We start from the raw sequence: 12,060 nt of genomic DNA, 5'->3' as shown, positions 1-12,060 counted from the left end.
CGCTGCATGGCGGCATCCGGAGGGATGCGTTCAAGTAGAACTACGAGCAACAAAATTAACGTTGCGAAAAGGCCGAATACCGCACTGTCCCATCCGAACCAGGTCGAATTCGGGGTGACGCAGTCCCAGGTCCGGTTGGTCGAGCGAAGCTTCGTCCCATCGCTCGTCTGAAATCACTCATGACCAACCGGGCGCCCAATCTTCAGGAATATCGATCATGTTCGCAACGCTCTCCATTCGCGCCAAGATCACGACGCTTGTCGCGGCTCTTCTGATTGCCATGACCTGCCTCGGCGGGCTCGGGATCCTCAAGGTGCGGTCGATGAACTTTGCGGCGCTCGACCTCGCCACCAACTGGCTGCCGACCATCAAGATGCTCGGTAATTTGAGGTACAACGTCCTCAACTACCGGACCGCGATCCGCGATCACCTCATCACGACGACGGCCGAAGGTATGGCCACCGTCGAAAAGAGGTTGGAGGCCATCGAAGGGACTATCCAGAAGGACCTGAAAACCTATGAGAAGATGATAACAACGCCGGAGGAAAGGCAGCTTTACGACGCTTGGCTCAGCGAGTGGGCCAAATACAAGCCCCTCGCGGCGAAAATGATCGACGCGTCGCGTAAGAGCGTCGGGCAGAGCTCCGAGGAAGCCACAGACCTGCTTTACAAGGTGGCGGGTCCGGTCGCCTCGCGGATGGACGAGATCCTGCAGAAGGATATCGATCTGAACGACAGGGGCGCGGACGGTTCGACCGCCTTGGCGGCCTCGACCTACTCCTCCGCCATCTACCTGATCGTGACGATTCTCGGCGTTGCAATCGTCGTCGGCATCGTCGCAAGCGTGATGGTGATCCGCGACGTGGCGCAGGGCATTGCGTCGATCGTCAAGCCGATGCAGTCGCTCGGTCAGGGCGACCTCTCGGCGGACGTGCCGCATCGCGGCGAAAAGACCGAAATCGGCTCGATGGCGGATGCGCTGCAGATCTTCAAGGACGCGCTGATTTCCAAGAAGGCTGCTGACGAAGATGCGGCGCGTGAAGCGGAGGCGAAGATCGCGCGCGGCCAACGCGTCGATTCAGCGACCCGCCAGTTCGAAACCTCGATCGGCGAAATCGTCGAGACGGTGTCGTCGGCGTCGACCGAACTGGAGGCGTCGGCCGCCACGCTGACCGCCACGGCCGGACACGCCCAGGAACTGACCACCGCGGTCGCCGCCGCCTCGGAAGAAGCCTCGACCAATGTGCAGTCGGTGGCCTCGGCGACCGAAGAGATGTCGTCCTCGATCACCGAGATCAGCCGTCAGGTTCAGGAATCGGCGCGGATCGCCAGTGAGGCGGTCGATCAGGCGCGCAAGACCAATGACAGCGTCGGGATGCTGTCAGCCGCCGCGGCGCGGATCGGCGACGTCGTCGAACTGATCAACACCATCGCCGGCCAGACCAATCTGCTGGCGCTGAACGCTACGATCGAGGCCGCCCGCGCCGGCGAAGCGGGGCGCGGCTTCGCGGTGGTGGCGAGCGAGGTCAAGGCGCTCGCCGAGCAGACCGCCAAGGCGACCGGGGAGATCGGCCAGCAGATCACCGGCATTCAGACCGCGACCGTTCAGTCGGTCTCGGCGATCAAGGAGATCGGCCAGACCATCGACCGGATGTCGGAAATCGCCTCGACCATCGCCTCGGCGGTGGAAGAGCAGGGCGCGGCGACGCAGGAGATTTCGCGCAACGTGCAGCAGGCCGCGCAGGGCACGCAGCAGGTTTCCGCCAACATCACCGACGTTCAGCGCGGCGCGACCGAAACCGGCTCGGCGTCGACGCAGGTTCTGTCCGCCGCGAAATCGCTGTCGCAGGACAGCAACCGGCTGAAGCAAGAAGTCGCCAGGTTCCTCGAAACCGTTCGGGCCGCCTGAGCCGTCATCGCTTCGAATTCGACGCATCGGTCCGACACCTGACGCCGCGCGACAATTGTCGCGCGGCGTCATGCTGCGGGGTTGCTTTGATCGGGAGGGCTGCCACTCTCTGCATGTGCGGTCGCGTGGCCGCGGACTTGCCTGGAGAGAATCGCGATGAGCGACGCCGTGGTCGACGACATCGTCGCGCTGTTGCCGCCCTTGCTGCAGTCGATCGAAGCGCTCGGCTTCGTCGCGCGCTATCTGCATCCGCCCGAGTTCGGCGAAGTGATGCGGCTTGCAGGCACGCCGGACGCACAGCTTCGCAGCGAATTGCCGCGGGTCGCGAAATGGCCCGATCAGTTCGCGCATTTGCGCGAGCCGCTGCGGATGGCGGGCGATCATGCGCTGGCGGCATTCGACGGGCTGCGCGCGGTCGATTCCGGCGCGGGCGATCTCGGCGCGGTGTTCCGCGCGCTGCGTCATCTGCCGCAGGCGCTGGAGGCGTTGTATCCGCTGGCGGCGACGCTGCCGCCGGTGTCGGGCCTCTATCTCGATCCGGCGCTGCAACAGGACGAAGCCCTGCACGCCCGGCTGGCGCAGCCGAAGTATGCTGACAGCGGGGTCTTTCACTACGCCAACGAACCGGGCAGTCGCGGCGGCTTCTCGTTCTACGTGCCGGAGTACTACACGCCGGACCGCGCCTGGCCGCTGGTGGTGGCGCTGCATGGCGGCAGCGGCAATGGCCGGCTGTTTCTATGGAGCTGGCTGCGCGACGCCCGCAGCCGCGGCGCCATCGTGGTCGCGCCGACCGCGACGGGCCGGACCTGGGCGCTGATGGGCGACGACGCCGACACGCCGAACCTCGCGCGCATCGTCGATTTCATCCGCTCGCGATGGTCGATCGATCCGGAACGGCTGCTGGTCACCGGGCTCAGCGACGGCGGCACGTTCTGCTACGTCACGGGCCTTGACGACGCGTCGCCCTTCACCCATCTCGCGCCGATCGCCGCGAGCTTCCATCCGCTGCTGGCCGGCATGGCCAGCGCCGACCGGCTGCGCGGCCTGCCGATCCAGATCGTGCACGGCCGGCACGACTGGATGTTCCCGGTCGAACTGGCGCGGCAGGCGCAGCAGGCGCTGTTCAAGGCCGGCGCCGATGTGAGCTATCGCGAGATCGAGGATCTCAGCCACACTTATCCGCGCGAAATCAACGCGGCGCTGCTCGACTGGCTGAACGGCGCGGGATGAAAGACGAGAGCTTTTCGGTTCTGATTGAATCGGAACCGGAGCTCTAAGCTCGCCGCAGCTTCAGCGCGGCGGACTTCGCCAGTTCGACGGCCTGTCCGCGATCAGCATACAGCGCCAGCAGAAGCAGCACGAAGCCGGCATGAAACAACCCGGCGCCGAAGGCCACATCCGCCATCTGCCAGATCACGACCGGCGCGGCGCACATCAGCGCCGGCGCGAGCGTGTAGGCGACCTTCAGCGCCGGCGACGCCGGAAAGCCGAGACGCCACACCGAGACGCCGAGCGCGACCAAAGCGAGCAGGGCTTTCACCGCGGCCATGAAGCGCAGCAGCATCACCAGTTCGGCGTCGGATGACGTGACGGCGAGGGTGCTGGCTTCTGGCGACGAAACCAGCAGCGCGATGGCGATCGCCGAGACCGCAGCGAGAAGCGCGATGGCGCGGCGCGGCGCCGATCCGTGTACGCGATGCGTAGCAGCGGCGGACGTCGGCAAGGCTGAAGCGTCGGTCATGGTCCGGCTCCTTACGGTAGCAAGACCACAAATTAGCGCGTTGCCGGAGCGTGTTCAAATCACAACCTGCACAACCACACAGGCGGGTCGTCGCCCGGCTCGTCCGGGCGACCCAGTATTGCGGAGCGTTCGTGCCCATCATCGGCGCCCTGCGATACTGGGCCCTCCGCTTTCGCGGAGGGTGACGGCTGAGGATGGGGCGGGTGCTTCGACAGACGCGCGCACGGCGCCAGCCGGGCGACTACTTCACCAGCAGCGTGACCGCGACCGGCACCAGCATCGCCGTGATCAGCGCGTTCAGGCTCATCGCGATGCCGGCGAACACGCCGGCGATGGCGTCGACCTGGAACGCCCGCGCGGTGCCGATGCCGTGCGAGGCGAGCCCGACCGAGAAGCCGCGAGCACGGAAATCCCGGATGCCGAGCGCGTTCATCAGCGGCGTCACCATGATCGCGCCCATCACGCCGGTGAGGACCACCGCGACCGCGGTCAGCGACGGATCGGCATTCAGCGACTCGCTGATGCCCATCGCGACGCCGGCGGTGACCGATTTCGACGCCAGCGACAGCACCACCGTCTCCGGCAGGCCGGCGAGCTGGGCGAGCACCATCACCGAGACGATCGCCACGATGCAGCCGACCACCAGCGCCAGCGCCATCGGCACGATCGCGGCGATCACTTGCCGGCGGTTCTCGTACAGCGGCACCGCCAGCGCCACGGTTGCCGGGCCGAGCAGGAAGTGCACGAACTGCGCGCCGCTGAAGTAAGTGGTGTAGGAGGTGCCGGTCAGCCAGAGAAAGGCGCCGATGATCCAGATCGCGTGCAGCACCGGATTGGCCAGCGGACTGCGTCCGGTCGCCTGCGACACGGCATCGGTCGCCGCATAGACCAGCAGCGTCACCGTCAGCCACAGCAGCGGCGTCTGCGAGAGATAGACCCACAGCGAAAACGGGGTGGCGCTCATCGCGAGCCCCACATCGACAGCAGCCGCGCCGTGACCAGAAAGGTCGCCACCGTCACCAGCAGGGTGATCAGCACCGAGCCGGCCAGCACCAGCACGATGACGACGCCGTGGGTCGCGATCAGGTCGAGCTGCTGGATCGCACCGACCCCAGCCGGCACGAACAGCAGCGACAGATGCGCCAGCATCCCCTTCGAGGCATTCTCGACGCCGTCATTGCGCAGCGGGCCGCGCGCCAGCCAGCCGAGCCGGTCGCGCGCGAGCAACAGACCCAGCAGCAGCAGCAGCCCGATCACCGGGCCGGGCAGCGGCACCGCGAGGGCGCGGACCGCCGCCTCGGCGGTGAGCTGGCATAGGAGAATCAGACCGAGACTTGCGATCATCTGTGACCCCGGGCGTGCGTGAAGCCGCACGCATGGGGTGTTTCAGACAAGCCTGTCAATCGCCCGGCCGCGCGTGGCCGGGATGCAAGATGCCATCACTCAGGCCTTGAGCCGCTTGTTGCACTCGCTCCAATAGCCGCCACCCTTCTGGATCCATTTCAGGCCGCCGGTGGTGTTGGCGGCCTTGTTGGCTTTCCATTGTTCGGCGCAGGTGTGCAGCCGGGCGCGGGCCGCCGGCTCCTTGGCGAATTTCGCATCGACCGCGGTCGGGAAGGTCGGCGGTCCGGCCGAGGCCGCGGCGGGTTCGGCCGGCTTCGCCTTCGGCTTGGCTTCAGATTTGGCTTCGGATTTGGCCGCGGATTTTGCTTCAGGCTTGTCCTTTGCCTCGACGGCCTTGGAGTCCGCTTCGGCGGCGGAATCGCTTGCGCATTGCGCCTTGCGGAAATCGTTCCAGCCTTGACCGTTCAGCGTCCCGGCGGTCTTGGCGGCCTGATACTTGGCGCTGCATTCCTGAGCGGTCAGCGCGTGGCCGGGTGCGGCCGACGCCAGCGTCAGCAGCGCCGTTCCCATCAAGGCGCTTGCGATTGTTACGATCTGTGGAGCCCTCATCGTCCCATCTCCCGGTTTCATGAACCGGGAGCATCCTAGCGTCGGGTTACGCCGTGACAATTGCGAACTGATTAGCTTACAACCAATACCATCGGCCCGCGCCGGCGGTATAGCGGGGCGCGTTGATCGCATTTGTCGGCGGTATTTGGATTTGCGATAAGGTCGCGTGTCCCAGAATTCCGCGTTGACCGCCCCGAGCCTGCGGTCGAGAACCCTGAACGTACTCGAAACGATCGCGATCGGCGCTGCCGGTGGCGGGCTGTCTTATTGGGTGCAGCTCCCCGGCGGGCTGATCACCGGCGCGATGGTCGCGGTCGCCGCCGCGGGCCTGGCTGGTCGCAACATGGGCCTGCCGCCGCCGTTGTCCCATATCGTTCTGATGGCGCTTGGCGTCTCGCTCGGCTCGATGGTCTCGCCGGCGATGATCCACAACCTCAGTTCCTACCCGGTGACGATCGGGCTGCTGGCGATCGCGACCTTCTTCGCCACCTTCGGCAGCGCGATCTATCTGCAGCGGATTCATGGTTGGGACCGCACCTCGGCGCTGCTCGCCGGCAGCCCGGGGGCGCTGTCGCAGATCATCATGCTGGCCACCGAGCGCAAGGCCAATGTGCCGGGCATCGCCGTCGTGCAGATCATGCGGGTGATCATCCTGACCAGCGCGGTGCCAATGCTGCTGGCGATGACCGGGATGATGGCGCACGGCCCGCTGCCGGTGCGCGGACCGGAGGCAACGCCGCTGGTGCTGGCCGCAGTTGTCGCGGTCGCGGTCGCGGCGGCGCTGCTGCTGCGTCTTATCAATTTTCCGGCGAGCTGGATGTTCGGCGCGATGCTGGGCTCCTCGGTGCTGCACGGCTCCGGGCTGGTCGAGGGCACGCTACCCGAATGGGCCTATCTGTCGGCGCTGGTCGGGATCGGCACGCTGATCGGATCGCGGTTCGGCGCGATCAAGTTGCGCACCATCCTCAGCTATCTCGGCGCGGCGCTCGGCTCGTTCGCGGTTGCCATCGCGATCTCGGGGGTCTTCGTCGTCGCCATTCTCCTGACCACGCCGGTTCGGCTCAGCGATGTTGTGGTGGCGTTCTCGCCCGGCGCGATGGATGCGATGATGGCGCTGGCGCTGACGCTGAACATCGATCCGGTGTTCGTCGGCGCGCATCATCTGTCGCGCTTCATCTATGTCTCGATCGTGACGCCCGGCATCGTCCACTGGTTCGGCCGCAGCCCGGACGATCTCGACGACTGAAGATCCGGACCGGATCCCCGCGTTGTCGCGCAGGACGATACCGGCAAAGGGATCAGGACCTGGAGCATGACCCCGAGACACCGGTTTTCGGAAAAGATCATGCTCAAACATGACCCGAGAGCGGCATGACGATTCGAAGATTAGTCATCCCGCTTTAGGGTTGCTCGAAGAGCGCGTCGTTTTGGGTGCGCCAAGCCTGGTCCGATAGCCAGTTGTAGTCCTGATCAGGCATCACCGGCACCGTTCTCATGACGTCCTTCGCAATGGGAAGAAAGAAGCTCGATCGATCCTGCGTCACCTGGAGCGATCGAATCGGCACCACGATGCTGTCCTTGCCGGTGGTGAAGAACCCGCCCGAGGCGATGATCGCGTAGTCTCGACCGTCCTTGGTGCCGAATACGATGTTCCGGACCTCGCCGACGATCTTGTCGTCGGAACTGCGGACCTCCGCCCCGATCATCTCGTCGGTGCGCAGACCGGGCGTCAGCTGGTCGATCCTGATCAGCGGTTTGGCGTCCTTTTTGCCACGGTTGCCGGCCGCGGCCCCGCGGCGGACTTTCGGCTCGCGAGCGGAATTCTGGATGTCGGCCTGTTCCTCATCATTATCTCCCAACGATCCCATCGGCGGTCCGGCGATGAGTTCGCGAATGTTGGCGAGGAGACGCTCGCAGTCTTCGTGACGTCCATAGGATCGCAGCGTAAAGGCGGCGTCCCTCAAGCTTCGGAGGTCGCGCACCGACTGACTGTTCGCCGGCCCGCGAAATCGCGGGTTCTCCTGAATCGCCTCCTCGAGCTTTGCGTCGGCGATTTCGCACTCGGCCAGCGCGTGCGTCATGCCGACGGTGCTGATCACGGCAGCCATGAGCAGGATCTTTACGGGTGTCATCTGTGATTTGCCTGTGTGTGGCCCGACGCTCGCGATCGGGACGTGTGAGCTAACAGCATTCGACGAATTCGGCCCGGCCCTCACGCCACCGCGGTCAGCCCGCGAACAGCGTCGATGATCTGCGATGTTTCGTAGGGCTTGAGGAAGAACAGAGCGCCTGCGGGGAGATCGCTGGCCTGCAGCTTGAAACGTCCGGAAGCCGCGATGATCTTGATCGGGGGCCATCGTTCCCGGACCGTCGCCGCCAGTTCCAGCCCGTTCATGGCGCCCGGCATTTCGATGTCGGTGAACATCAACCGGATGTCCGGATCGGCTTCGAGCATCTTGATGCCTTCATCCGCATTGACCGCCTCCGCAACATTGAATCCCGCCACGCGCAGAACCTCGACGACGTCGAGACGAATGAAGGTTTCGTTTTCGACGACGAGAATGCGAATGGGAGAAAGGATTGACGGCATATAGAATGGACTCACAAGACTCGCGTTTGTTTCCCGGCCCCCGTGAGAGGCCTGCTTTTCGCGCATCGATCGCTCGTCTAGGGCGGGTCAACGGGAAACTTGATCGTGAACAATGCTCCCCTCGGGAGGTTCTTCGAGATCGTCAGCTCGCCCAACAGCTGCCGGACCAGACCGAGGATGACACGGAAGCCGAGGCTCTTGCGCGGCTGGTTGATGTCGAACCCGTCGGGCAGGCCGGCGCCTTCGTCGGATATCTCGACCAGCAGGTGCCCGTTGATTTCCCGGGCGTCCAACCTGATCACACCATGTCCATCGACATAGGCATATTTGATGGCATTGGTCACAAGTTCGTTGACCAGCAGGCCTAACGGAATGGCCTTGTCGGCAGACAGGATGATGTCGTCGGAACGACATTGAATGACATGTTCCGGCGCCGAACCCTGAAGCGTCTCGCAGAGATGACTGACGAAGTCGGACAGATCGACGAAGCCGACCTTGCTGCCGCGCCAGAGATGATCGTGAACCCCCGCGATCGAAGCGACCCGCATGGCGGCGTCTTCCAATGCGTTCTTCACGTCCGCGGACTCCGAGCCCCGTGCCTGGACACGTAGCAGGCCGACGACCGAGGTCAGGCTGTTCTTGACGCGATGACTCATCTCGCGCGTCAGCAGGGCCTCATGATCGAGCGCTTCCTGAAGTTTAGCGTCCGCGTGCTGACGTTCGATGGCGATGCCCAGCAGGCCCGCGAAGCCGGCCAGAAAATCCGCATCGGCGTCGTCGAACTGTCCAGGATCCGGACTGTCCGCTTCGAGAACACCGAAGGCCGTGTCGCCCTCGCCACCCCGCCTGATCAGGACATTGATGGCGCGTTTGATACCATGGTCGGCCAGAAGTTTCGGCGTTCGGAACCGCGTCTCGTCCTGTAGGTGATTGGAGACTACCGATTGCCCGGTTTGAAAGGCAAAGCCTGCAGGCGATTCGATGTCGGCGCCGAGCGAAACATGGTCCACTGTGCCGGCCGGCCAGCCGATTCCTGCCCGTACGATCAAGCGCTTTTCGACCGCGACGTACTCCAGAACCTTCGCGAATGAGCATCCCAGACCGCGGGCGCTAAGGTCGACCGCCTGCTGAAGAATTTGCCGGAAATCGCGCGTCTGCAACGCAGCCGTCCCGAATTCCCGGAGAAGCGCTTGTTGGCGGCGGCGATACGGAAGTTCTTCGAGGCGATTGAGCGAAGCCTCCGGGGCGGTCGCGGGGGCCGGCCTGTGTTCGCTGGGCATGACGCTGCCAATTCTGGGTAGCGTCACTTCGTAGACGCGCTGGCCATACACAAGAGTCGAAACGAGCTCCCGTACCAACTTTCTGAAATGACGACCTTTGGCAACGCATCCGAGATCGTTCGGTTCCGTTGGTGCGACCGAGCGGCATTCGCAGGCGGAGACGAAACCTCAGCGCCTGATCCGGGCGATTCCCCAAGCGGCGAGTGCGGCGAGGGCAAGCGAGACCAGAACATTGTAGCCGGCGAGCGACAGGCCGAGAAACCGCCATTGAACCTCGTCGCAGCGCATCACCTTCACTTTGTCGAGCTGGTCGAGCAGGCTGCCAGCCTTGCCGAAATCGAGCACCGGGCCGGCGCAATCGGTCGGGCCGGTCCAGAATTTCCATTCGACGCCGGCATGGTAGGCGCCGAGCCCGGCATTGCCGAGCGCCAGCACCGCCAGCACCGCCAGGCCGGCGATCAGAAGCGAGATCGGGGCTTCGCGCCAGGCGCCGAGCGCGATCAGGCCGGCGAGCGGGATCGCCGCATAATATGCGTAGCGCTGCTCGAGGCAGAGCGGGCAGGGCGTGAGGTCGAGCGCCAGTTGGAAAAACCACGCGGCCCCGAGCGCCGCGGCGGCGATGACCGCATAGGTCAACGCCACGTTGCGCGCGATGCGCGCCGCGCGGGCCGGCCGGAAGCCGAGGCCGGTGTGGTGGAGGAGGTTGGCGGTCACGGGGTTCTCCGGGTGCGGCTGGCGTCGTATCCCGCGCCCATGGCGGTGTCGAGACGGCGGCCGATCAAACCGCGGTGTTCGTGGATCGCAGCGCAAACGCCGGTGCGGGTTGACCGGGACCTTACGCCCGCTATAGTCCGCGCGCTTCGCGGCGCAGGTCGATTCCCCGCCCGCGCAGGCCCCTGTGGCGGAACTGGTAGACGCGCTCGACTCAAAATCGAGTTCCGCAAGGAGTGCTGGTTCGATTCCGGCCAGGGGCACCATTGCTTTTGCGCGAATCCGCCATCGACAGACTTCCGGCCGATGTCGCCGGTGCGTGGATGGTCGCACTCAACCCGCTCGATATGAACCGTGCTGTCGGATCCTATGCTGTCCGATCCGGGGCTGTGAGATCCGGTGCGCAGAAGCTCTGTCCGCGCGCCGCTCAGCTCGTCGTTTACCGGGAGCGTTTTCGAGCGACGTGGAAACCGGTTCGCGTGAAGAAAACGCATCAGAACAAAAAGTTAGAGCTCCGGTTCTGATTCTATCAGAGCCGGAAAAGCTCCAGGCTGCAACCGCGCGGGACATCTCGAATTGATCGCGAACAATGGACGATGAGGTTGCATCGCGTACTGATATAGGTGCATTTTTCGAGTCAGTGAATTAGATTATGTGACTTAGTCAATTATTAGGGTCTTTTTCCGCAGGAGCTGAAATTGCTGGGTGGGCTCCCCGAATGGCATCGTCTCGACCCTTCGGCGGAGCCTGAAGCCGTCAGGCGCTGTCTGGAAAGCTTCGATCCGCCCGTAGAAGCCGTTGCTATTCCGTGGCGCGAGGATCTGTTCCTGGATAGCTACTACCTTCCGTTCGAGAGGTCCGGCACGGATCGCGCTCCCATCGCTGTGTGCATTGGAGAGATGCGTAGCAAGGAAGAGTTGTTGATCGTCATGGCGCGGCCAGCGCGCGAACGGCGCCTCGCGCTGCTTTGTGTCGATTCCGGCAGCGACGATGTTGAGGCGCCCCGGCGGTCCGTGCGCCCCGAGAGCTGCGTGACGGCGGTGATCGACTATCTGGTCGAGCTCCCCGGGATCGATCCCAACCGGATCGCCCTGATCGCGGATGGCAGCCCGTCATCGCTGATCGCGAAGGGTGTTGTCATGGACGGGCGCGTGGCCGCGGCGGTGTGCGATGGCGGACTCTGGGAGCTGTGGGAACACGCGCAAACCGCTTCGCTGCCAGGCTATCTCGGCGCGATCGCGCCGACCCCGATCGTCGCAGCGATCCGTTGCCCGACGCTGATCCCATTGCTGCCGGGCAGCGGCATCGATCCGGTCTACGCGAAAGACCTCCTATCCAGCCATCAGGCCCGCGACCGCCGCATCGCTATCGCCGACCTTGCCCCACAGCAAAGCGAGATGGCGCCAGCCGATTCGCGGATCTGGGCCGAGACAACCCTGAACTGGGTCAGCAGACAGCTGGACGGAATTCAAAAGATCGCGGAGCGATAGCGGCGTCAGGCCCCGGTCGAAACCGTTCCAGAGCAGAATGACTTATCTTCGAATCGTCAGCCCGCTCCAGGTTATTGTTTGAGCACGATCTTTTCCGAAAACCGGTATCCCGTTTTCGGGATCATGCTCTAGCAGACTGTTGAAGAAGTCCTGCATTCATTGGGATTGAAGGTTGCAGTCGTTCGACATGCGACGGCTTCAGCTTTGAGTGCGGATGGCCTCGCTGTCTTGGGGAGCTTCACGCCGCTGCTCTCAGGAGCTTTGGTAGGCGGATCAGATTGTAGGCCGCCATGTCCTGGTCGCCGCCGTCCTTGCGGCGGAAGCTCTTGATCGACGCCCACGCCTCGATCAGCGTGCCATCGACCGAGAAGTGTTCGCTCGACAGC

At 64.3% G+C, this 12,060-nt stretch carries 12 protein-coding genes and 1 tRNA gene; 5 read left to right on the top strand and 8 right to left on the bottom strand.

The window, feature by feature from the left end:
- Positions 1-217: 217 nt before the first annotated feature.
- Together BMY71_RS23835 and BMY71_RS23830 are read left to right on the top strand one after the other, a co-directional pair.
- Complete coding sequence (locus tag BMY71_RS23835; RefSeq protein ID WP_092686354.1) at positions 218-1,909, top strand: methyl-accepting chemotaxis protein; 1,692 nt, start codon at positions 218-220, stop codon at positions 1,907-1,909.
- A gap of 156 nt (positions 1,910-2,065) precedes the next feature.
- Entirely contained in the window at positions 2,066-3,139 is a 1,074-nt protein-coding gene (locus BMY71_RS23830) for a carboxylesterase family protein (protein ID WP_092686353.1), read from the top strand.
- Between the two features lie 43 nt (positions 3,140-3,182).
- On the opposite strand, the gene BMY71_RS23825 is transcribed toward BMY71_RS23830, so the two are convergent.
- The 4 genes from BMY71_RS23825 to BMY71_RS23810 form a co-directional block, all read right to left on the bottom strand.
- Positions 3,183-3,650 (bottom strand): hypothetical protein, encoded by a 468-nt coding sequence (locus BMY71_RS23825; RefSeq protein ID WP_092686352.1) that lies wholly within the window; start codon positions 3,648-3,650, stop codon positions 3,183-3,185.
- A 241-nt stretch (positions 3,651-3,891) separates the two neighbouring features.
- Positions 3,892-4,614, bottom strand: a complete 723-nt coding sequence (locus BMY71_RS23820; RefSeq protein WP_092686351.1) for an LrgB family protein — start codon at positions 4,612-4,614, stop codon at positions 3,892-3,894.
- On the bottom strand, positions 4,611-4,994 hold the full coding sequence (locus tag BMY71_RS23815) for a CidA/LrgA family protein (protein ID WP_092686350.1): 384 nt from the start codon (positions 4,992-4,994) through the stop codon (positions 4,611-4,613). The genes BMY71_RS23820 and BMY71_RS23815 overlap by 4 nt, the downstream gene beginning before the upstream one ends.
- A gap of 99 nt (positions 4,995-5,093) precedes the next feature.
- On the bottom strand, positions 5,094-5,603 hold the full coding sequence (locus BMY71_RS23810; protein ID WP_011500758.1) for a hypothetical protein: 510 nt from the start codon (positions 5,601-5,603) through the stop codon (positions 5,094-5,096).
- A gap of 166 nt (positions 5,604-5,769) precedes the next feature.
- Between BMY71_RS23810 and BMY71_RS23805 the strand changes: the two genes are divergently transcribed.
- A complete protein-coding gene (locus BMY71_RS23805; protein WP_092686349.1) occupies positions 5,770-6,849 on the top strand; it encodes an AbrB family transcriptional regulator in 1,080 nt (359 codons plus the stop codon).
- A 154-nt stretch (positions 6,850-7,003) separates the two neighbouring features.
- Here BMY71_RS23805 and BMY71_RS23800 read toward each other — a convergent pair whose 3' ends face one another.
- The 4 genes from BMY71_RS23800 to BMY71_RS23785 all read right to left on the bottom strand — a co-directional run bounded on the left by BMY71_RS23800 (position 7,004) and on the right by BMY71_RS23785 (position 10,187).
- Positions 7,004-7,735 carry a PRC-barrel domain-containing protein gene (locus BMY71_RS23800; protein WP_049760656.1) on the bottom strand — a complete coding sequence of 244 codons (732 nt, stop codon included), beginning with the start codon at positions 7,733-7,735 and terminating at the stop codon, positions 7,004-7,006.
- Between the two features lie 80 nt (positions 7,736-7,815).
- Positions 7,816-8,259: a response regulator gene (locus BMY71_RS23795; protein ID WP_092686348.1), complete on the bottom strand. Its 444-nt coding sequence runs from the start codon at positions 8,257-8,259 to the stop codon at positions 7,816-7,818.
- A gap of 11 nt (positions 8,260-8,270) precedes the next feature.
- The gene (locus BMY71_RS23790; RefSeq protein ID WP_011500754.1) at positions 8,271-9,473 is read right to left on the bottom strand and encodes a sensor histidine kinase; all 1,203 of its coding nucleotides are present in this window, start codon (positions 9,471-9,473) and stop codon (positions 8,271-8,273) included.
- A 168-nt stretch (positions 9,474-9,641) separates the two neighbouring features.
- Entirely contained in the window at positions 9,642-10,187 is a 546-nt protein-coding gene (locus BMY71_RS23785) for a disulfide bond formation protein B (RefSeq protein ID WP_011500753.1), read from the bottom strand.
- Between the two features lie 178 nt (positions 10,188-10,365).
- Here BMY71_RS23785 and BMY71_RS23780 point away from each other — a divergent pair.
- Positions 10,366-10,450, top strand: a tRNA-Leu gene (locus BMY71_RS23780).
- Positions 10,451-10,882: 432 nt separating this feature from the next.
- On the top strand, positions 10,883-11,674 hold the full coding sequence (locus tag BMY71_RS23775; protein WP_139202730.1) for an alpha/beta hydrolase: 792 nt from the start codon (positions 10,883-10,885) through the stop codon (positions 11,672-11,674).
- Positions 11,675-12,060 lie beyond the last annotated feature (386 nt).

The organism is Rhodopseudomonas pseudopalustris (genome assembly GCF_900110435.1).
In the GTDB taxonomy this organism is placed as follows: Bacteria; Pseudomonadota; Alphaproteobacteria; order Rhizobiales; family Xanthobacteraceae; genus Rhodopseudomonas; species Rhodopseudomonas pseudopalustris.
Note: the sequence above shows the minus strand (reverse complement) of the source record. Positions and strands in the feature narration are given on the sequence as shown.